General features: G+C 71.1%; 17 protein-coding genes. 6 read left to right on the top strand and 11 right to left on the bottom strand.

Annotated elements, in window-relative coordinates:
* The first annotated feature begins 99 nt into the window (after positions 1-99).
* The 3 genes from AB0P24_RS24410 to AB0P24_RS24400 all read left to right on the top strand — a co-directional run bounded on the left by AB0P24_RS24410 (position 100) and on the right by AB0P24_RS24400 (position 1,488).
* On the top strand, positions 100-921 hold the full coding sequence (locus AB0P24_RS24410; protein ID WP_365797357.1) for a helix-turn-helix transcriptional regulator: 822 nt from the start codon (positions 100-102) through the stop codon (positions 919-921).
* On the top strand, positions 918-1,163 hold the full coding sequence (locus tag AB0P24_RS24405) for a DUF397 domain-containing protein (RefSeq protein WP_365797356.1): 246 nt from the start codon (positions 918-920) through the stop codon (positions 1,161-1,163). Before AB0P24_RS24410 ends, AB0P24_RS24405 begins: the two co-directional genes overlap by 4 nt.
* A gap of 103 nt (positions 1,164-1,266) precedes the next feature.
* A complete protein-coding gene (locus AB0P24_RS24400) occupies positions 1,267-1,488 on the top strand; it encodes a hypothetical protein (protein WP_365797354.1) in 222 nt (73 codons plus the stop codon).
* Here AB0P24_RS24400 and AB0P24_RS24395 read toward each other — a convergent pair.
* Positions 1,458-2,528, bottom strand: a complete 1,071-nt coding sequence (locus AB0P24_RS24395) for an FUSC family protein (protein ID WP_365797352.1) — start codon at positions 2,526-2,528, stop codon at positions 1,458-1,460. The two genes, AB0P24_RS24400 and AB0P24_RS24395, sit on opposite strands and share 31 nt — an antisense overlap.
* Before the next feature lie 63 nt (positions 2,529-2,591).
* Between AB0P24_RS24395 and AB0P24_RS24390 the strand changes: the two genes are divergently transcribed.
* On the top strand, positions 2,592-3,014 hold the full coding sequence (locus AB0P24_RS24390) for a MarR family transcriptional regulator (RefSeq protein WP_365797350.1): 423 nt from the start codon (positions 2,592-2,594) through the stop codon (positions 3,012-3,014).
* A gap of 142 nt (positions 3,015-3,156) precedes the next feature.
* On the opposite strand, the gene AB0P24_RS24385 is transcribed toward AB0P24_RS24390, so the two are convergent.
* Positions 3,157-4,533 carry a hypothetical protein gene (locus AB0P24_RS24385; RefSeq protein ID WP_365797348.1) on the bottom strand — a complete coding sequence of 459 codons (1,377 nt, stop codon included), beginning with the start codon at positions 4,531-4,533 and terminating at the stop codon, positions 3,157-3,159.
* Between the two features lie 42 nt (positions 4,534-4,575).
* Positions 4,576-7,596: a glycoside hydrolase family 3 N-terminal domain-containing protein gene (locus AB0P24_RS24380; RefSeq protein WP_365797346.1), complete on the bottom strand. Its 3,021-nt coding sequence runs from the start codon at positions 7,594-7,596 to the stop codon at positions 4,576-4,578.
* Between the two features lie 127 nt (positions 7,597-7,723).
* Here AB0P24_RS24380 and AB0P24_RS24375 point away from each other — a divergent pair, with 127 nt between their 5' ends.
* Both AB0P24_RS24375 and AB0P24_RS24370 read left to right on the top strand, forming a co-directional pair.
* Positions 7,724-9,631 carry a ricin-type beta-trefoil lectin domain protein gene (locus AB0P24_RS24375; RefSeq protein ID WP_365797344.1) on the top strand — a complete coding sequence of 636 codons (1,908 nt, stop codon included), beginning with the start codon at positions 7,724-7,726 and terminating at the stop codon, positions 9,629-9,631.
* Positions 9,632-9,638: 7 nt separating this feature from the next.
* Positions 9,639-10,130: a hypothetical protein gene (locus AB0P24_RS24370; RefSeq protein ID WP_365797342.1), complete on the top strand. Its 492-nt coding sequence runs from the start codon at positions 9,639-9,641 to the stop codon at positions 10,128-10,130.
* A gap of 8 nt (positions 10,131-10,138) precedes the next feature.
* On the opposite strand, the gene cimA is transcribed toward AB0P24_RS24370, so the two are convergent.
* The 8 genes from cimA to AB0P24_RS24330 form a co-directional block, all read right to left on the bottom strand.
* Positions 10,139-11,749, bottom strand: a complete 1,611-nt coding sequence (gene cimA / locus AB0P24_RS24365; protein ID WP_365797340.1) for a citramalate synthase — start codon at positions 11,747-11,749, stop codon at positions 10,139-10,141.
* Positions 11,750-12,177: 428 nt separating this feature from the next.
* Complete coding sequence (locus AB0P24_RS24360; RefSeq protein ID WP_365797338.1) at positions 12,178-12,777, bottom strand: TetR/AcrR family transcriptional regulator; 600 nt, start codon at positions 12,775-12,777, stop codon at positions 12,178-12,180.
* Positions 12,778-12,786: 9 nt separating this feature from the next.
* On the bottom strand, positions 12,787-13,821 hold the full coding sequence (locus AB0P24_RS24355; protein WP_365797336.1) for an agmatine deiminase family protein: 1,035 nt from the start codon (positions 13,819-13,821) through the stop codon (positions 12,787-12,789).
* Between the two features lie 24 nt (positions 13,822-13,845).
* A complete protein-coding gene (locus AB0P24_RS24350) occupies positions 13,846-15,558 on the bottom strand; it encodes an urease subunit alpha (protein ID WP_365797334.1) in 1,713 nt (570 codons plus the stop codon).
* Entirely contained in the window at positions 15,555-16,256 is a 702-nt protein-coding gene (gene ureA / locus AB0P24_RS24345) for an urease subunit gamma (RefSeq protein ID WP_365797332.1), read from the bottom strand. Before ureA ends, AB0P24_RS24350 begins: the two co-directional genes overlap by 4 nt.
* Positions 16,257-16,422: 166 nt before the next feature.
* Complete coding sequence (locus AB0P24_RS24340; protein ID WP_365797330.1) at positions 16,423-17,415, bottom strand: GNAT family N-acetyltransferase; 993 nt, start codon at positions 17,413-17,415, stop codon at positions 16,423-16,425.
* A gap of 161 nt (positions 17,416-17,576) precedes the next feature.
* Complete coding sequence (locus AB0P24_RS24335; protein WP_181803413.1) at positions 17,577-18,665, bottom strand: branched-chain amino acid aminotransferase; 1,089 nt, start codon at positions 18,663-18,665, stop codon at positions 17,577-17,579.
* A gap of 296 nt (positions 18,666-18,961) precedes the next feature.
* Positions 18,962-19,999, bottom strand: coding sequence for a 3-isopropylmalate dehydrogenase (locus AB0P24_RS24330; protein ID WP_365797529.1), 1,038 nt, complete (start codon positions 19,997-19,999; stop codon positions 18,962-18,964).
* Between the last annotated feature and the right edge of the window lie 71 nt (positions 20,000-20,070).

The raw sequence follows: 20,070 nt of genomic DNA, 5'->3' as shown, positions 1-20,070 counted from the left end.
CCGTGAGTGACTATCATGGATCAGTGAGTGAGGACGTAGGTCTGACTTCTACGAGTCCGCTACGAGCGGTTCGGGCGCGCACGGGGGAAAGGGACACGCATGCACGTGGCGAGGAAGCCCAGGAAGGTCGGTTCGTGGCAGGCAGTAGGGGCGGTGCTGGCCCACTGCAGGAAACAAGCGCGCGTCACACAGGAGCAGTTCGCCGAGATGGCGAGCATCCACGTGGACACGGTGGGCTCCATCGAGCAGGGGAGGCTGGCGCTTCAGCCGGATCGGGCCGAGCAGTTCGACGAACTGTTGGGGACGGGTGGGGTGCTGGCCGTGCTGGTGGCGAAGATGCCGGTCCGGGAGCGGATCGTGCAGTTCGCGCAGGGGCTCATCGATCACGAACAAGAAGCTGTCGGTATCCTCTCTTACCAGACTCAGATGGTGCATGGCCTGCTTCAGACCAGGGAATATTGCCGCGCCGCCTTCGACTCCCGGTATCCCGCGCTCGGAACTGAGACTGCCGAGCAGTGGGTAAACGCCCGCATGGAGCGCCAGTTGATCTGGCAGAGGGAGAGGCCGCCTGTTGGACACTTCGTCATGGAGGAGAGCATCCTGCGCCGACAGGTCGGTGGCCCCGAGGTAATGCGAGAGCAGATCCGCCAGATCCTGGAGTACACCGAACCCCTCCACATGAGCATGCAGATCATGCCTATGGACCGGATGCCACACGCGGGACTCGCGGGTCCGATGACATTGTTGGAGACACCCGAGCACGAGCGTCTTGTCTACCTGGAAGTACAACGCGCCAGCTTCCTCGTCGAGGATCCCGACGAGGTCAGCGACTATCACCACAAGTATGGAATGCTGCGGTCACAGGCCCTCTCACCCGATGAGAGCGTGCGCCTCTTGATTGGACTGCTTGGAGAGTCATGAACACCGCGGCACTGGCATGGTTCAAGTCCAGCTACAGCAGCAATGAAGGCGGCGAATGCCTCGAAGTCGCCTGCTCCTGGCGCAAGTCCAGCTACAGCGGCAGCGAGGGCGGCAACTGCGTAGAGGTAGCCGCCCACCCCGCCGCCATCCACGTCCGTGACTCGAAGACGCCCGACGGCCCCATACTCACCGTCGCCCCCTCCACCTGGAGTGAGTTCCTTGACCGCGTCACCCGTGACTGAGCAGACCGACTGGGTCCTCGTCACCTCGTACGAGAACGTGCCGGGGCACCCTCGCCCCTTCGTCGCCCTCTGCGCCTGACTGCGTGAACGCGGCATCGACTGGATGCCGTTCGTGGAAGAAGAGCTCCGCTGGGACCTCGCGTGCCGACGGGAGGCCGACGGGCACTGGCGCGGGTGGATCAGCCTGTCGGTCGAAGCCCGCGCCCTGTGGCGGCTCGGGCTGCACCCGGACCACCCCTCCTCCGCCGTCAGCGGACCTTCCCCGCCCGCCTGGTGGCATGCCGCCGGGCTGCGTTACGCCACCGCGCGTCCGGCTTCGCCCTGATGGTGGCGCGCTGCGGCCCGGCGTTTCGGGACCGGCAGCAGCCACCATGCCGAGGCCACCGAGAGAATCGCGCCCGCCGCGATGGCCGTCAGGCGCGTCGGCAGCAGGGACGCGGCGTTCTGGCCGAAGTAGCCGAGGAGCAGGGACAGGGCCGTGGTCATGCCGGCGGCCCAGTACGCGTAGTTGAGGGGGCGCAGCCACAGGGCGACGGCCAGGACGGCGAACATCAGGGCCACGGAGGTGTGGCCCGTGACGCCCGCCTCCGCCACCGCCGTCGCCAGGAGCGTGCCCACGCACGCCCCGGCCAGGCGCTCGATCCCCTTGCGCAGGACGTCGGTCCGGCCGCGGTTGCCGCTCGCGGCGACGTAGGCGGTCAGCACGACCCAGGGCCAGTGGTCGTCGAAGAGCAGGTGGCCAACGGCGAAGGCGGCGGTGATCCCGGCGGCCATCTGGAGGGCCATGCGGGTGCTGGGGCGGGGGTGGAGACGGGAGCGGCGTGGGGGCGGGTCGGGGGTCGGGGAGGCGCGCCAGGGGCCGAAGCGGTCGCCCAGGGACTGGACCAGCCACACCGAGCAGCACGCCATGAGCCCGATCAGCGCCGACCAGCCCCAGGTCACCAGCCCGCTCTGTGCCTCGGGCGGCAGCGCGGGGCCGGGGACCACGAGGAGGGCCACCAGGGGGAGGGCGATCAGCGTGCCGGCCTTGGTGGCGGCCGGGCCGTAGCGGCGGATCCAGACGGCCAGCGCCATCCCGGCCGTGTAGACGGCCGCGCCCGTCGCGTAGTGGGAGGCGAGCAGGCGGCCGACGAAGATCGAGACGGCGGCCGTCGCGGGCAGCAGCACCAGTGAGATCAGCCGTCGGCGGGTGTCCGCGGTGCGCTGGGTCGAGGCGAGGGTCAGGGTGAGGGCGACCGCGAGGACCAGCGCGTCGGTGTGGAGCCCGGCCGTCCCCTCCAGTGCCAGCGCGGCTCCCCAGGAGAGCAGCACGGCCGCCATCGTGAGAGCTGCTTCGTACGCATTGCGTATGAGTTTGACGGTCACAGAGGCGAGATTACGGTTATTTCGCGGCGGGCAGTAGTAAGTTTGCGCGTACGATCTGCTGCCATGGAGCACCTCACCGAAGCCGCCCGTATCCGCCGTGCCGTCCTCCGGTTCAACCGTCGGCTGCGGCAGGAGCGCGGGGACGGGAGCCTCAGTCCCAACCAGCTGTCGGTGCTCGGCCATCTGTACCGGCACGGGCCGTCCACGCCCGGCGAGGTCGCGGTCGCCGAGCGGCAGCGGCCGCAGTCGCTGACCCGGGTCTTCGCGGAGCTGGAGGCGGAGGGGCTGGTCGGACGGGCGCCGGACCCGTCGGACCGGCGGCAGTCCGTGCTGAGCCTGACCGGGGCGGGGCGGCGGGCGCTGGAGGACGACATGGCGCAGCGGGACGCCTGGCTGGCGGGGGCCCTCGGGGCGCTGAGCGAGACCGAGCGCGGGGTGCTGTCGCTCGCCGCCGCCGTGCTGGAGCGGCTGGGGGACGCGGAGTAGGGAGTCGATGCGGTGGGAGCACCTCCCGGCCGAAGGCTGGGGGACGTCGGCGACCGACGACAACGCCGCTGGGGGTACCCCCTCTGGGGGAGGGCGTGCCGGACCCCGCGTCTGCGGCAGGACCCGCCGGGCAGCCCCTGGGTCAGAAGCCGCCGCCGAAGTCCCCGCTGTCGCCGCCCCCGCCGCCGAAGTCGCCCCCTCCCCCGCCGCCGAAGTCGCCGAAGTCCCCGGGGTCGAAGTCCGCGCCCGAGACGTCGCCGCCCTGGTAGCCGCCGGTGTCGAAGCCGCCGAAGTCGCCGTACCCGGTGCCGTAGTCGGCCGCGTAGGCGGGCGCGGACATCCAGCCGCCCAGAGCCGTGCCGAGCAGGAGGCCGGGGAGGATGCCAGCGCCGAAGTAGCCGCCCGCCCAGGGGCCGTAGGCCGGGCCCGCGTCCCAGTAGGGGCGGCGGCCATGTTCGGTGTCGACCTCGCGGACCACCGGGTCGCGGCCGTCGGCCAGGCGGGTGGCGTCGGCCGCGCAGACCGGGACCTCGCGGGGCGCGCCGCCGGGCGGGGTCCAGCCGGCGTCCGCGACCGAGGGGCCGTGCCGGGGGTCGAAGAAGCAGGGCGGACGGCGCTCGGGGAGCGGGCGGCCCTCGCGGCGGGCGGCCAGCTGGGCGAGCGAGAAGCGGCCGTCCTCCAGCGCCTGGGTGACGGACCGGACGTCCTCCGGTCTGCGGGCCGCGGCCATGGCGGCCTTCGCCTGGTCGTAGGCGTTCAGCGCCCGCTCGTAGTCCGCGCGCATCGCGTCGTCGGCGCCCGGCTCGGCCGGGTGGAATTCGAGGCGGTCCAGTTCCTCGCCGAACGCGGTGATGTCCTCGTCGACGACCACCCGGAGCCGGTCCAGGGCGGCCCGCCGCTCCTCCTCGTGACGCCGGCGGCCGCGGCGGACCAGCGCGTACGCGCCCGCCCCGCCGGCCACGACCACGGCCCCGATCGCGATCAGCGCCGTACCGGAGGTCCCTGAGCCGCCCGTGCCGCCGCCCCAGGACGCGGGCGCCTTGCCGCCCATGGTGGTCAGGGCGCGGTCGGTGACGTCGGTCAGCTGGTTCTTGGCGGTCTCGCCCTGGACGCTGGTGACCAGGTTCCGCACGGCCGTCCGCGGGAGGACGGAGGAGTCGGCGCGGGCGTCGAAGCGGTCGCCGAGGCGGATCGCGTAGAGGCCGGTGATGCCGGTGGCGGTGCGCAGGTTCGTGAACAGGTTCCCGGTGGGGTAGCCGGCCGGCAGGACCGCGATGAACAGGGGTTTGTCCGCGTCCTTGATCTGCCGGGCCAGGCTGTCGGCGTCGGCCGCGGAGAGCTGGGCGGCGGCCGCCGGGTCGACGTACACGGGGCTCCGGCGCAGGGCGTCGGCGATCGCCGAGACGCTGGTCGCCGCGCCGGCCCGCGGGGCGGACGCGGTCAGGGCGACCAGCGCCAGCGCACACGCCAGGAACAGCAGCGCCGGGAGGCTTCGGGTGGTCCGTCGCACCGCCTTCATGGTTCGAAAGTACCCCGAAGCCCCCCGAAGAGGGATGTCCCTCTACGCTGCCCGGTACGCCTCCGTCAGCTTCTCCACCGCCGCCGCGTACCTGCCGGTCAGCAGCAGGTGGTCCGCGTCGGCGAAGGGCTTCGAGACGGCCGCCGTGATCGACTGTCCGGCCTTCGCCTGGACCACCAGCCGCGCCTCGGTGACCACCTTCCGGCCGGCCGGGCCGGAACCCGCCCGTTCCGCCGCCCTCGCCGCCGCGCCGAGCGCCTTCAGGGTGGCCTCGCCGCCCTTGGGCGCCCGGGTCAGGGTGGTCAGCCCCCAGCCGTACGGGTACTGCGGGTCGTACGACGCGTCGCCCACGTTGATCGGCAGCTGCGCCTCGGACTTCGGCCAGGTGACCGGGAGCTGACCGGTGAAAGCCTTCCTGCCGTAGAGCACGTCGGCCACCCCGTCGCCCTCCGTGCCCGGCAGCCAGGACGCCACCAGGGCGTCGATCTCGCCGAGTTGGTCGCCGATCAGCTGCGGCCGTCCGGAGACGACCAGCACCGCGCACTTCATGGCCGCGCACACCTTGTCCACGGCCGCCCGGTCGGCGGGGGTGAGCACCAGGTCGTTGCCGTTGCCGACGTCTCCGACGCCCTCGGCGTACGGGGTCTCGCCGACCACGACCACTCCCACGTCGTAGCCGCTCGTCGGCGCCGAGGCGTCCTTGGAGTAGGTGACGTCTCCCCCGGCGTTCCTCATGCCCTGGAGGATGGTGGTGCCGGTGGTGTGGGTGCCGGAGGCGCCCTGCCAGGTGATGGTCCAGCCGCCGGTCTGGTTGCCGAGGTCGTCGGCGTTGGACCCGGCCACGTACACCTTCTGGGACTTCTTCAGGGGCAGGACGCCGCCGGAGTTCTTCAGCAGCACCTGCGACTCGGCGGCCGCCTGCCGGGCGACGGCCCGGTGCGCGGTGGAGCCGATCTTCGAGGCGCCGGACGTGTCCGCGTAGGGGTGCTCGAAGAGGCCCAGTTTGAACTTCTGGGTGAGGATGCGGGACACCGCGTCGTCGATGCGCTGTTCGGTGACGCGGCCGGCCTTCACCTCGTCGATCAGAGTCGAGCTGAAGTCCTTGTAGCCGTAGGGGACCATCATCATGTCGACGCCCGCGTTCACCGCCGTGCTGACGTGCGCCGCGTAGTCGCCGGGCAGCTGGTCGATGGCGTTCCAGTCGCTGATCACGAAGCCCTGGAAGCCCATCCGGCCCTTGAGCACCCCGGTGATCATGTCGGCGCGGGCGTGCATCTTCACCGGACCCTGGCCGTCCCCGACGATCTCCAGAGACGAGTACGAGGGCATGACGCTGCCGATGCCCCGGTCCACCGCGGTCTGGTACGGCGCCAGGTGGATCGCCTCCAGCTGCTGCCGGGTGACCGTGGTGACGCCCTGGTCGATGGTGTACGTCCCGGTCGTGGACGAGCCGTACGCGGTGCCGCCGTCGCCGACGAAGTGCTTGGCGGTGGCCAGGACCTTGTCGCCGTCCTTCAGGTCGCGTCCGTCCGCGCGCCCCTGGAGGCCCTGGATGACGGTCTCCATGGTCTTCACCAGCGCCGGGTCCTCGCCGAAGGACTCGTAGGAGCGGCCCCAGCGTTCGTCACGGGTGACGCAGAGGCAGGGTGCGAAGTCCCAGGACACGCCGGTCGCGCGGACCTCGGACGCGGTCACCGCGCCGGTCTTCTCGGCGAGCCGGGGATCGCGGGTGGCGCCGATGCCGATGTTGTGCGGCATGATCGTGGCGCCGGCCAGGTTGTTGTGGCCGTGCACGGCGTCGGCGCCGTAGATCAGCGGGATCTGGAACCGGGTGGCCTGCGCCCGGAGCTGGAAGTCGTCGATCATCCGCGCCCAGGCCGCGGCCGTGTTGGGCGTGGGCGTCGAACCGCCGCCGGAGAGCAGCGAGCCGAGGTCGTACGCGGTGACGTCGCCGCCGCTGCCCACGGCCCCGCGTTCGGCCTGGGTCATCTGGCCGGCCTTCTCCTCCAGGGACATCCGGGAGAGGAGGTCGGCGACGCGCTTCTTCACGGGCAACTTGCTGTCCAGATAGGGCAGTCCGTGGGCGTCGACGACGACCTGCGGGGTCTCGGTCGGGGCCTTGGCGCCGGTGACCGTGAGCTTCAGCGGGATGGTCTCGGCCGGTTCGGCGGACCGGTCCCTCAGCGTCGGCACCTTGATGGTCCGCGTGGCCCCGGAGGCCGTGCCCGCGGGGAAGGTGAGGGTGCCGGAGACGGGGGCGTAGTCCTTGCCGGCGTCGGCGGTCCCGCCCGTCGTATCGTAGGCGACGGTGACCGGGTCGTCGAGCGGGGCGGAGCCGGTGGTGGCGACGGTGACCTTCACGGTCGCCGTACCGCCCTCCCTGACCGGGTAGACGGCCGCGTCCGTGGTGACGGAGGCCCGCAGCGCCTGGTCCGCCTTGCCGTACAGCTCCACGTCGTCCATGGCGAACCGGCCCTGGACCCCTACGGGGAGGGTGACCGCGTAGCCCCACATCTGGGTGAGGCCGAGGACGTGGTCGATGCCGCCGACGGGCTGGTAGTCGGTCCGGTACACGAAGTCGGTGAACGGGATCTCGACCTGCTTCCAGCCGGAGAAGTCGTCGGTGAACGACGTCGTCCACAGCTCCGAGGCCTCGCCGTTCGCGCCGCCGTCCTTGATCTCGAAGGCGATCTTCTTACCGTTGTCCTGACCGTCCCACCAGAAGCGGATGCCCTTGTGGGCGGACCAGTCGTGGGCGGGCTCGGTGGCGGCGAAGTCGTGGGTGAAGCCGCCGTAGCCGCTGATGTCGTAGGTCCCGGAGAGGACCTTGGCACCCTCGGGGGCGTCGGCGCGGTCGGCGAACTGGAGCGCGGGCGGGTCGTCGCTGTCGCTTCCCCAGGTGAAGATGCCCTCGGCGGGCTGGGAGGCGAAGGGGACCTCGCCCTCGAAGCGGTCGACGGGGGTGGGGGCCGGGTCGTCGGCGGCGCCCGCGGCGTCGGCGGCCGACAGCGGGATCAGGGCTGCGAGTAGGGCGGTGGAGACGAGCAGGGCGGCTCTTGGCATGGACCTTCCCTCGACTCTCTGGTTCACTCGGGGCTCTCACAGTTCACTCATGGCTTAGATCACGTCGTGAGTTAACTAACGGCTCGCACCCCCGTCAAGACGTCCCGTCAGGAAGGGCGATGTGTCCATGAGAAGCACCCCCCACATGCCACCGGGAAACACCGTGGCGGCGAGAAGAACACCCCGCACGCTCCGGCTGCTCCTGGCCGGTCTGCTCACCGCGGCCGGCTTCAGCGCCGTCGTGCCGCCGGCGCACGCGGCCGGTGAGCAGGTCACCGCCTACCTCACCACCACCGACGACTCCGCGGGGCGCCATGTCACCCGCGGGCTGCAGGCGCAGACGCCGTTCGCCTTCCAGTCCGGGACCGGGGGCGGCGGCACGAACATCACGGTCGACGAGAACACCCGGTACCAGACCTTCACCGGCGGCGGCGCGTCCTTCACGGACACCGCGGCCTGGCTGATGAACAGCAGCGGGGCGCTGTCCCAGGCCACCCGGGACGCCACCATGCAGAAGCTGTTCTCGCCCACGAACGGGATCGGGCTGTCGTTCCTGCGCAATCCGATGGGCGCCTCGGACCTGGCGCGGTACGGGTACACCTACGACGACGTACCCGCCGGGCAGACCGACCCCGGCCTGAACAGCTTCTCCATCGCGCACGACCTGGCGGACGTCGTGCCGCTCACCAGGCAGGCGCTCCAGCTGAACCCCTCCCTGACTGTCATGGCCTCGCCATGGACGGCGCCGGCCTGGATGAAGGACAGCGGCTCGCTCAACGGGGGCTGGCTCAAGTCGGAGGACTACGCCGCCTACGCCGCGTACTTCGTGAAGTACCTCCAGGCCTACCAGGCGCAGGGCGTCGACGTCTCCTACGTCACCCCGCAGAACGAGCCCACCTGCTGCTCCGGCTACCCGTCGATGAGCTGGAACGCCTCCGGCCTCCAGTACTTCCTCAAGAACGACCTGCTGCCGCAGCTCCAGTCGGCCGGCCTGTCCACCAAGGTCCTCGCGCACGACTGGAACTGGGACGTGTACGACTCCTACGCGGCCGCCCTCGTCAACGACTCGACGATCCGCAACCACCCCAACTTCGGCGGGATCGCCTGGCACGGCTACGGCGGTGACGTCTCCGAGCAGACCACCGTGCACGACCAGTACCCCACGCTGGACGCCTTCGGCACCGAGCACTCCGGCGGCACCTGGGTCGCCAACCAGCAGAAGGAGGACATGTCCAACATCATCGACTACACCCGCAACTGGGCGAAGTCGGTGACCAAGTGGTCGCTGGCCGTGGACCAGAACATGGGCCCGCACAACGGCGGCTGCGGCACCTGCACCGGTCTGATCACCGTCCACAACGGGGACGGCGCGAGCGGGACCGTCGACTACACCGTCGAGTACTACGACATGGGCCACCTGACCAAGTTCGTACGGCCCGGCGCCCAGCGGATCGCCTCCACCGCGTCCACCGCCGTGCCGAACGTGGCCTGGCGCAACCCGGACGGCTCGAAGGCGCTGATCGCCTACAACGACTCGTCCAGCGCGCAGACGGTGACCATCAACTGGGGCTCGCAGCACGCCACTTACTCGCTCCCCGGCAAGACCTCGGCGACCTTCACCTGGTCCGGCACCCAGTCGGGCGGCGTCGGCCGGACCGGCGCGTTCGTGGGGCTCGCGAGCAAGTGCCTGGACGTGGCCGGCGGTTCGAGCACGAACGGCACGGCCGTCCAGCTCTACGACTGCAACGGCTCCGCCGCCCAGCAGTGGACCGTGGGAACCGACGGGACCGTCCAGGCGCTCGGCAAGTGTCTGGACGTGACGTCCGGTTCGACGGCGGACGGGGCGAAGGTGCAGTTGTACGACTGCAACGGAACCGGTGCGCAACAGTGGTCGTACAACTCGTCCACCGGTGATGTCGTGAACACGGCGGCGAACAAGTGCCTGGACGTCACCGACAACTCGTCGGCGAACGGGGCCAGGGCACAGATCTGGTCCTGCACCGGTGCCGCCAACCAGAAGTGGCAACTGCAGTAGGAGCGCGGTGAGACGTACGACGGGGGCGGCGGCCGTGCTGGGTACGGTCGCCGGTGCGTTGCTGCTGAGCGGGTGCGGGGCCGTCGATCTGCCGCTGGCCGGAGTGCAGGCGGGGGCGGACGGGTCCCCGTACGCGCTGATCCGGCCGTGCGGCGACGACCACTACCAGGGGCTCTCACTCGACGGCTGGGCCAAGGGCACGGCAAAGAGGCCGGTCACCACCGGGTGGGACGCCAAGGGCGAACGGTCCGGGGATGCCCGGTTCCCGCTGTTCTCGCCACCCGGGGCGTGGCAGGCACGGCATCGTGGGGCACGGAACCTGCTGCCCCGGCATCACTACACACTGAGCTTCGGGCACTACGTGACCGGTGACTCGTACAACGGCATCGCCGACTTCACCACCGAACAGATCACCGCCCTGAGACCCGGCCGGGTCTGGGCCGACAGCCGGGTGATGAGCCTCGGCGAGTTCGAGAGGCTCGCCGAGGACTCCTGCTGAACCGGGGGCTACTCGGCGGGCTCCACGCCCGCCCGCAGCAGGCCGTAGGTGTACGCGTCCTCCAGGGCCTGCCAGGAGGCGGCGATGACGTTCTCCGCGACGCCGACCGTCGACCACTCGCCGCTGCCGTCGGAGGTGGAGATCAGCACGCGGGTGGTGGACTCGGTGCCGTGCTTGCCCTCCAGGATGCGGACCTTGTAGTCGACCAGGTCCAGCTTGGCGAGCTGCGGGTAGATCTTTTCGAGGGCCACGCGCAGGGCGCGGTCGAGGGCGTTGACCGGGCCGTTGCCCTCGGCCGTGGCGACGATGCGCTCGCTCTTGGCCCAGAGCTTGACCGTGGCCTCGTTGGCGTGGGTGCCGTCGGGGCGGTCCTCGACGATGGCCCGCCAGGACTCGACACGGAAGTACGAGCGCGGCCTGCCCTCGACCTCGGCGCGCAGCAGGAGTTCGAAGGAGGCGTCGGCAGCCTCGTAGGTGTAGCCCTGGAGCTCGCGTTCCTTGACGCGCTCCACCACCCGGCCGACCAGTTCACGGTCGCCGCCGAGGTCGACGCCGAGTTCCTTGCCCTTGAGCTCCACCGAGGCGCGGCCGGCCATGTCGGAGACCAGCATGCGCATGGTGTTGCCGACCAGGGCCGGGTCGGTGTGCTGGTAGAGGTCGGGGTCGACCTTGATCGCGGAGGCGTGCAGGCCGGCCTTGTGCGCGAAGGCCGAGACTCCCACGTACGGCTGATGCGTGGAGGGCGTCAGGTTGACGACCTCGGCGATGGCGTGCGAGATGCGGGTCATCTCGCGGAGCCGGCCCTCCGGCAGCACCTTCTTGCCGTACTTCAGCTCCAGGGCCGCGACCACCGGGAACAGGTTGGCGTTGCCGACCCGCTCGCCGTAGCCGTTCGCCGTGCACTGGACGTGGGTGGCGCCGGCGTCGACCGCGGCCAGGGTGTTGGCGACCGCGCAGCCGGTGTCGTCCTGGGCGTGGATGCCGAGCCGGGCCCCGGTGTCCGCGAGGACGGTGGAGACGACGGCGTTGACCTGGGCGGGAAGCATGCCGCCGTTGGTGTCGCAGAGCACGACGACGTCGGCGCCGGCCTCGGCGGCGGCCCGGACGACGGCCTTCGCGTACTCGGGGTTGGCGCGGTAGCCGTCGAAGAAGTGCTCGCAGTCGACGAAGACCCGGCGGCCCTGGTCCTTCAGGAAGGACACCGTGTCGCGGACCATCTCCAGGTTCTCGTCGAGGGTGGTGCGCAGGGCCAGCTCGACATGCCGGTCATGGGACTTGGCCACCAGGGTGATCACCGGCGCGCCGGACTCCAGCAGCGCTCTGACCTGGGGGTCCTCCGCCGCCTTGGCGTTCGCCCGGCGGGTGGCGCCGAAGGCGACCAGCTGGGCGTGCCTGAAGTCGATCTCCTGCTGGGCGCGGGCGAAGAACTCGGTGTCCCTGGGGTTGGCGCCCGGCCAGCCGCCCTCGATGAAGCCCACGCCGAAGTCGTCCAGGTGCCGTGCGATGGCCAGCTTGTCCGCGACGGTGAGGTTGATGCCCTCGCGCTGGGCTCCGTCGCGCAGCGTGGTGTCGAAGACGTGGAACGAGTCGTCCAGCTCGTGGGTTTCCGTCTCGGTCATGGTCTCAAGGCTCCTGATGTCTTGTCTCGGTCGTACCGGAATGACCGGCTCCACCGTCCCTCCATGGTCCCTCGCGCTCGCCGTCCGGCTGTAGGTGGGCCGGAAAACGAAAAAACCCCTCGCGGGTGCGAGAGGTCTGCGCGCGGGTCGAGGACGACGATGGCCACCCGTACCTGGTCGTACGTGGTGGTCACTGCGGACCGGCGCGCCTGCTGCCAATAATCGTGGCGAACGAGAGCACGGAGGCAGTCTGGCACAGCCCCGCCCCCGGCTCACGCACCGTCTCAGGATGCGGTCGCCGCCGAGGCGCCGCATGAGACGCCGGCCGGAGGAACCCGGCCGCGCGGCCGCCGGCGCCGAGCCGCACGCCGGTGAGCCGGCCCCGCGACCGCAGGGGGAACCTCATCGCGTACGGGCCGGCCGGAAGGTCACGCGTCCGCGAGAAGGTCCGCCTCCAGGAACTCGCGCACATGGCCGAGGACCTGTGCGCGGTCCGTGCCGCGCAGCCCGATCGCCACATGGATGGAGAAGCCGTCGAGCAGGGCGCGCAGGCGGGCGGCGAACCGGTCGGGGTCGACGGCCCGGAACTCGCCGCGCGAGACGCCCTCCGCGACCAGTGCCACCAGATCGCGGTGCCAGGCGCCCTCGATGGCGGCCTGCCGGTCGCGGGCCGCCTCGTCGGCGTTCTGCGAGCGGTTCCAGACCTCCAGCCAGAGGGTCCAGTGCGGGTCCCGGTGGCCGTCGGGCACGTACAGGTCGACGTAGGCGTCGAGGCGTGCGCGGGCGGTGCCGCGCCGGGTGAGCAGCCGGCCGCGTTCGGCGCCCAGCCGGTCCTCGCTCCACTCCAGGGTCTGGAGCAGCAGTTCGTCCTTGGAGTGGAAGTAGTAGAGGAGATGGCCGCTGCTCATGCCGACCTCCCGGCCGAGCGCGGCCATGGTCAGCTTCTCCAGGCCCCGTTCGGCGATCATCGTCATGGCGGCGGCGAGCACGTCCTCGCGGGGCGGGGCCTGTCTGCGCCCACCGGCCATCGTCCGCTCCTAGATCTTCGGCTGCTGCTGCGTGATGCAGTGGATGCCGCCACCACCGGAGAAGATCGTACGGGCGTCCACCAGCGTCACCGTCCGCTCCGGGAACAGGCGGCGGAAGATCCCGGCGGCGGTCTCGTCACGCGGGTCGTCGAAGCCGCACAGCACCACCCCGCCGTTGCAGAGGTAGTGGTTGATGTAGGAGTAGTCGGTCCAGTGGCCGTCGGCCTCCAGGACCGTCGGGGCCGGGACCTCGACGACCTCCAGCGCGCGGCCGCGCGCGTCGCTCTGGGACCGCAGCAGGCCGATGACCTCCTTGGTCACCTCGTGGTCGGGGTGTGCCGGGTCGGGCTGGGAGTGCGCGACCACGACTCCCGGGCGGGCGAAGGCGGCGACGATGTCGACGTGCCCGAGGGTGCCGAAGCCGTACGGGGGGTAGTCCCCGGTGAGGCCGCGCGGCAGCCATATCGCCTTGCGGGTGCCGAGCATCCCGTGGATCTCGGCCTCGGCCTCCTCCTTCGTCCAGCCCGGGTTGCGCTCGGGGCCGAGCTGCACGGTCTCGGTCAGCAGGACGGTCCCCTCGCCGTCGACGTGGACGGCCCCGCCCTCGTTGACCAGGCGCGAGGCGTAGGTGCGCGCGCCTGCCAGGTCCGCCACATACGCGGCGATCTTCGCGTCGTGCTCCCAGCGGGCCCAGTGCTGGGCGCCCCAGCCGTTGAACGTCCAGTCCACGGCGGCCAGTTCACGGCCGTTCGTGAGGAACGTGGGGCCGATGTCCCGCATCCAGGCGTCGTCCAGGTCGCGCTCGACGGTGTCGACGCCCGGACCGAGCAGCGTCCGCGCGTCCGCCGACTGACCGGGGCCGCACACCACGGTCACCGGTTCGAAGCGGCGGACCGTACGGGCCACCGACGCCCAGGCCGTGCGTGCGGCGAGGAGGCCGGCGGGGTCGTCGAAGGTGGGGTTGGGGCCCGGCCACGCCATCCAGGTGCGCTCGTGCGGGGTCCATTCGGCGGGCATCCGGAAGCCGTCGGCGGCAGCGGACATGGTGATCCTCACAGGCTGTGACGTTCAGAGGAAATACAGGCGGTTGAGAGAGACGGAGTCGGCGGGCTCGGAGTGGAGCGGCTCGCCGTCGAGGGTGACCAGGCCGGTGCGCCCGTCGACGTCGACCGCTCCGGTACGGGAGTTGAGCCGCAGGTCGGCGGGGCCGATGCCGCGGGTGCCGCGGACGGCCACCCGGCGGCGCCGGGTGGGCATGGTGTCGTGGCCCTGGTCGAGGGCGGCCTGGGCCACGAACGCGACGGAGATGTCGGCGGGGGTGGCGCCGTGTGCCCCGAACTGCGGTCCCAGGACCAGGGGTTCGCAGGTGTCGGTGGCCGCGCCCGGGTCACCGGTGACGCCGAACGCCGGGAAGCCGGCCTTCAGCACCAGCTGCGGCTTGGCCCCGAAGTACTCCGGTGCCCACAGCACGATGTCGGCGAGCTTGCCGACCTCGATCGAGCCGACCTCGTGGGCGAGGCCGTGGGCGATGGCGGGGTTGATGGTCAGCTTGGCGATGTAGCGCAGGACGCGCTCGTTGTCGTGGCCGTCGTCCGGGGCGCCGAGTTCGGCCTTCATCTTCCCGGCCATGGCGAAGGTCCGGCGGACGGTCTCCCCGGCCCGGCCCATGCCCTGCGCGTCGGACGAGGTGATGCCGATCACGCCCAGGTCGTGCAGCACGTCCTCGGCGCCCATGGTTCCGGCGCGGATGCGGTCGCGGGCCATGGCGGCGTCGCCGGGCAGGTCGGTCTTCAGGTCGTGGACGGAGACGATCATCCCGTAGTGCTCGGCGACCGCGTCCCGGCCGAAGGGCAGGGTGGGGTTGGTGGAGGACCCGATGACGTGGGGGACACCGGCCATCTTCAGGACGTTGGGCACATGTCCGCCGCCGCAGCCCTCGATGTGGAAGGCGTGGACGGTCCGGCCCTCCAGCACCCGCAGGGTGTCCTCGACCGACAGGCACTCGTTCAGCCCGTCGCTGTGCAGGGCGACCTGGACGTCGTGCTCCTCGGCGACCCGCAACGCCGTGTCCAGCGCCCGTGTATGGGCGCCCATGTCCTCGTGCACCTTGAAGCCCGAGGCGCCCCCCTCGGCGAGGGCCTCGATCAGCGGGGCCCGGTGCGAGGACGAACCCCGCGCCAGGAAGCCGATGTTGACCGGCCAGGCGTCGAAGGCGCCGAACGCGTGCCGCAGCGCCCAGGGCGAGTTGACGCCGACGCCCCACACCGGACCGAACTCCTGGCCGATGACGGTGGTCACGCCGGAGGCCAGCGAGGCCTCCATGACGCGCGGCGACAGCAGATGGACGTGCGTGTCGACGGCCCCGGCGGTGGCGATCAGCCCCTCGCCGGACACGATCGAGGTGCCGGTGCCGACCACGACGTCCACCCCGTCGAGGGTGTCGGGGTTCCCGGCCCGCCCGATGGCACGGATCCGCCCCTCGCGGATGCCGATGGAGACCTTGCGGATCCCCAGCACGGCGTCGATCACGACGACGTTGCTGACGACGACGTCACAGGTCTCCCGGACCGCGGCGGCCTTCAGGTGCAGTCCGTCCCGGGCGGTCTTGCCGAAGCCGGCCAGGAACTCGTCGCCGGGGCGCTGGGAGTCGTCCTCGACACGGATCACCAGCCCCGAGTCCCCGAGGCGGAGGCGGTCGCCGGCGCGGGGGCCGTGGGTGGCCGCGTACTCGTGCGGGGTGAGGCGGCGTGCCTCGGCGGGATGCCCTCCGGGACGGCTCATCGCTCGTCCTCCTCTGTCTGCCGTACGCCCAGGTATCCGCAGGCGGCGGCGCGGCGCAGCGCCTCCTCGCGGGCGCCGGGCGCGTCCAGCGGTCCGTCGACGAGCCCGGCGAAGCCGATGGCGACCCGGCCGCCGCCGATCGGCACGAGACCGACCTCCAGCGACTCCCCCGGCCCGAACCGCACGGACGACCCGGCGGGCACGGCGAGCCGCAGACCGTAGGCCGCGGCGCGGTCGAAGTCGAGGCGCGGATTGGCCTCGAAGAAGTGGAAGTGCGAGGTGACCGAGACCGGGACGGCCGCGGTGTTGGTGACGGTCAGGAGTACGACCGCCTCCGGATCGGCGTGCCCGGGCGCCGGAAGCAGGGCACCGGGCCCCTCCTCTCCCAGCCCCCCGCCCCCGATGGGGTCGGTGACGACCGCGAGCCGTGAGCCGTCGTCGAAGACGGCCTCGACGTGCACTTCGGTGACGATGTCGGCGACGCCGGGCAGCACGTCGGCCGGGCCGAGGACGGCGCGGGCCGCCTCGACCGCCTCGGCGAGCCGCCTGCCGTCCCGGGCCGCCTCGCAGACGGTGTCCGCGATCAGCGCGGTGGCCTCCGGCACGTTGAGCCTCAGGCCCCGCGCCCGCCGGGCCCGGGCCAGCTCGGCGGCCCCGAAGAGCAGCAGCCGGTCACGCTCCGTGGGAGTCAGTCGCACGCCCCGGCACCTCCTTCGCTTCCTCTTTCCCTCCTCGAATTAGAACACCACTCTAAACATGGAAGCAAGGACAGGAGCCGTTCGTGGCGATCGCGAGACCAGTCACATGGAACGTCATTCAAATCCTGAGCCCGGACGTCCTGGACCGCGCTGAACGACAGGGCCGCTAGGTGACGAGCAGCACGGCCAGCATCGCCAGCCAGCACAGCGAGACGAAGGCCGGAAGCAACACCATCACCAGCCCCGTGGGAGACGAATGCAGCCACGCCGCCCCCGGCTCGGCCACCTGCCGTCCCACGATCCGCTGCCCGCCGTGCCAGGCCATGTGCTCCTCTAGGTCCACCACCGCGCTCTTACGGGCCTGCAGATACCGCCGCCCGAAGCGCAACATGACGGCGAACGCCAGAGCCGACGCGAATCCGACCACCGTGATGATCACCCCGATGCCCCGGGCCACTCCTTCGGACTTCGCCCCGTCCTTGCCGAGGACGAACGCCAGCGTGGCCGCGAGGCCGGCCGTGATGTAGAGGAAGTTGGTGAGCTTGTTCCAGTTGGTGTTGTCCTCGTGCTTGTACAGGTCCACGGCGATCGCGTACTGCGCCTGCAGCATCGACTCGCGCGGCTTCCGCCACACCCACACCACCCGCATCCGGCCGTCCGGCGGCCTCAGCCGCGTCAGCTCCTCGAACCCCAGCTTTCGGTGAAACCGTGTCGACGCCTGGTTCGGCGGCTCGCTCACCACCGCCGCGATCACCGGGCTGGACGTCCACCGCTCCAGCACATGGTGGTACAGCAGCGACGCGACCCCCTGACGTGCCGCGTCGCGGGCCACGCACACCTGCTTGATCACCAGGAAACTGCCGAGGGTGGTCTTGATCCGGTGGTTCAGCCACTCGTCCTGTTCGATCCGCTCGTCGCTGTACGCCAGCAGAAACGCCAGGACGTCGGCCCCTTTGACCGCCACATAGAAGTGTTCGGCGCGCACCACCTGCGCGCGGTACACCTCCTCGGTGTACTCCGAGACCAAGAACCCCTCCTGGCTCGCGGCAGCCGGATCGGCGCGCTCCAGGCTCCTGGACTGCGCCAGTTCGAGGATCCTCGGAACATGCTCCTGGGTCGCGCGCACGATCTCGATCCGCTCCACGCCAGGCGCGCTCACGCCCTCACCCCCATCCGGCCGGATGCACCAAACTACCGTCAGCGACCTGTTCTTGACGATCCGTCGGATGCGCGGCCGGTCCCCGCGCTCCGACTGGGAGGCGGGGACCGGGGGACGCGTGAGGGCCGGCGGGCGCGGCCCGACGGGTGTGAGCGGCGGTGTCAGCCGAGCTGGTGCATCCAGCCGTGCTTGTCCTCGGCCGTGCCGCGCTGGATGTCGAGGAGGGCCTCACGGAGCCTGAGGGTGACCTCGCCGAGCTCGCCGCCCGACTGCTGCCACTGGGCGCCGGTGCGCTTGACCGTGCCGACCGGGGTGATCACGGCCGCGGTGCCGCAGGCGAAGACCTCGGTGAGGGTGCCGTTCTCGGAGTCGCGCTGCCACTGGTCGATGGAGATCCGGGCCTCCTCGGACTCGTAGCCGAGGTCCCGGGCGACGGTGAGGAGCGAGTCGCGGGTGACGCCTTCGAGGATGGAGCCGGTGAGGGTCGGGGTGACGATCTTGTTCCCGTACACGAAGTACAGGTTCATGCCGCCGAGTTCCTCGACCCACTTGTGCTCGACCGCGTCGAGGTAGCAGACCTGGTCGCAGCCCTGGGCGGCGGCCTCGGCCTGGGCGAGCAGGGAGGCCGCGTAGTTGCCGCCGGTCTTGGCGTCGCCCATGCCGCCGGGAACGGCGCGGACGCGGTCCTCGGAAGCCCAGATGGAGACGGGCCTGACCCCGCCGGGGAAGTACGCGCCGGCCGGGGAGGCGATGACCAGGAAGAGGTACTCGTTGGCCGGCTTGACGCCCAGGCCGACCTCGGTGGCGATCATGAAGGGGCGCAGGTAGAGGGACTCCTCGCCGCCGTGCGCCGGGACCCACTCCTTGTCCTGCTGGACCAGCAGGTCACAGGCCTCGATGAAGGTCTCCACCGGCAGCTCGGGCATGGCGAGGCGGCGGGCGGAACGCTGGAAGCGCTTGGCGTTCTGGTCGGGGCGGAAGGTGGCCACCGAGCCGTCGGGGCGGCGGTAGGCCTTCAGTCCCTCGAAGATCTCCTGGGCGTAGTGCAGGACGTTGGTGGCCGGGTCGAGGGGGATCGGCGCGTACGGAACGAGCTGGCCGTCGTGCCAGCCGCGGCCCTCGGTCCACTTGATCGTCACCATGTGGTCGGTGAAGTGGCGGCCGAATCCGGGGTTGGCCAGGATCGCCTCCCGCTCCGCGGCGGGCAGCGGGTGCGCGGACGGCTTGAGCTCGATCGTGGGCGTCGTCATGAGTAGGTGTCCTTCACCAGTTGTAGTGATGGGCCGCGCTCACACCCGTACGGCCGATGCCCGTAGCAGGACGAGTGCCCTGTCATAGGACGTCCGAGCATTCCCTCGTGGCGCGGCTCCGCGTTCGATTATCACGCGGGCACCGGGATGGAAGGAATCGGGGTGAATGCGGACCAGGGTAGATGGTGGCACCCGGCGGGAGGCATGGGGAAGCCGCCGGGCGCGTGTGCGACCCGGCGGCTTCGAAGTCCTTCGGGAGACCCGGGGGTCCCCCCAGGCCTTTCGGGCTTTGAGGGTCAGCCGGCTACTCGTACCGCCAGCGCGTCGCCGATCTCCGAGGTGGAGCGGGCGGGCTTGCCCTGGCGGTCGGTGAGGTCGGCGGTGACGGCCTCGTCGATCCGGGCGGCCTCGGCGTCGTAGCCGAGGTGGCGCAGCAGCAGGGCGACGGACAGGACCGTGGCGGTGGGGTCGGCCTTGCCCTGGCCGGCGATGTCGGGCGCGGAACCGTGGACCGGCTCGAACATCGAGGGGAACTCGCGGGTGGGGTTGATGTTCCCGCTCGCCGCGACGCCGATGCCGCCGGAGACGGCCGCGGCGAGGTCGGTGATGATGTCGCCGAAGAGGTTGTCGGTGACGATGACGTCGAAGCGGCCGGGGTCGGTGACGAGGTAGATCGTCGCCGCGTCGACGTGAATGTAGTCCGTGGTGACCTCGGGGAACTCCTCGGCCACCCGGTTGAAGATGTTCGTCCACAGGTGCCCGGCGAAGGTCAGCACGTTGTTCTTGTGGACCAGCGTGAGCTTCTTGCGCGGGCGGGCCTGGGCGCGGGCGAAGGCGTCCCGGACGACCCGCTCGACACCGAAGGCCGTGTTGACGGAGACCTCGGTGGCGACCTCGTGCTCGGTGCCCTTGCGGATGGTGCCGCCGTTGCCGGTGTACGGGCCCTCGGTGCCCTCGCGGACCACGACGAAGTCGATCTGCGGCTCGCCGGCCAGCGGGGTGGCGACACCCGGAAGCAGCTTCGACGGGCGCAGGTTGACGTGGTGGTCGAAGGCGAAGCGGAGCTTCAGCAGGAAGCCGCGCTCCAGGACGCCGGACGGGACGCCCGGGTCGCCGATGGCGCCCAGCAGGATGGCGTCGTGCTGCTTCAGCGCGTCGAGGTCGGCGTCGGTGAGGGTCTCACCGGTGGCGTGGTAACGCCTGGCACCGAAGTCGTACTCCTTGGTCTCCAGCTTCACGTCCTCCGGGAGGACGGCGGAGAGGACCTTGAGGCCTTCGGCCACGACTTCCTGCCCGATGCCGTCACCGGGCACCGACAGCTCGCCGGAACACATCGGGCCGGCCGCAAGGGCCACGGAGCCGGGCCGGTGCCGCGTGCCGCGTGCCGCGTGCCGCGCAGGTGCTT

Source organism: Streptomyces sp. NPDC086519 (assembly GCF_040686075.1).
Classification (GTDB): Bacteria; Actinomycetota; Actinomycetes; order Streptomycetales; family Streptomycetaceae; genus Streptomyces; species Streptomyces shenzhenensis.
This window is presented reverse-complemented; position numbering and strand designations above follow the sequence as displayed.

Excerpts from the sequence above, each read along its gene's own strand:
- AB0P24_RS24410 (WP_365797357.1), top strand. The coding sequence starts at position 100 with ATGCACGTGGCGAGGAAGCCCAGGAAGGTCGGTTCGTGGCAGGCAGTA.
- AB0P24_RS24405 (WP_365797356.1), top strand. The coding sequence starts at position 918 with ATGAACACCGCGGCACTGGCATGGTTCAAGTCCAGCTACAGCAGCAAT.
- AB0P24_RS24400 (WP_365797354.1), top strand. The coding sequence starts at position 1,267 with ATGCCGTTCGTGGAAGAAGAGCTCCGCTGGGACCTCGCGTGCCGACGG.
- AB0P24_RS24390 (WP_365797350.1), top strand. The coding sequence starts at position 2,592 with ATGGAGCACCTCACCGAAGCCGCCCGTATCCGCCGTGCCGTCCTCCGG.
- AB0P24_RS24385 (WP_365797348.1), bottom strand. The coding sequence starts at position 4,533 with ATGAAGGCGGTGCGACGGACCACCCGAAGCCTCCCGGCGCTGCTGTTC.
- AB0P24_RS24380 (WP_365797346.1), bottom strand. The coding sequence starts at position 7,596 with ATGCCAAGAGCCGCCCTGCTCGTCTCCACCGCCCTACTCGCAGCCCTG.
- AB0P24_RS24375 (WP_365797344.1), top strand. The coding sequence starts at position 7,724 with ATGAGAAGCACCCCCCACATGCCACCGGGAAACACCGTGGCGGCGAGA.
- cimA (WP_365797340.1), bottom strand. The coding sequence starts at position 11,749 with ATGACCGAGACGGAAACCCACGAGCTGGACGACTCGTTCCACGTCTTC.
- AB0P24_RS24360 (WP_365797338.1), bottom strand. The coding sequence starts at position 12,777 with ATGGCCGGTGGGCGCAGACAGGCCCCGCCCCGCGAGGACGTGCTCGCC.
- AB0P24_RS24355 (WP_365797336.1), bottom strand. The coding sequence starts at position 13,821 with ATGTCCGCTGCCGCCGACGGCTTCCGGATGCCCGCCGAATGGACCCCG.
- AB0P24_RS24350 (WP_365797334.1), bottom strand. The coding sequence starts at position 15,558 with ATGAGCCGTCCCGGAGGGCATCCCGCCGAGGCACGCCGCCTCACCCCG.
- AB0P24_RS24335 (WP_181803413.1), bottom strand. The coding sequence starts at position 18,665 with ATGACGACGCCCACGATCGAGCTCAAGCCGTCCGCGCACCCGCTGCCC.
- AB0P24_RS24330 (WP_365797529.1), bottom strand. The coding sequence starts at position 19,999 with ATGTGTTCCGGCGAGCTGTCGGTGCCCGGTGACGGCATCGGGCAGGAA.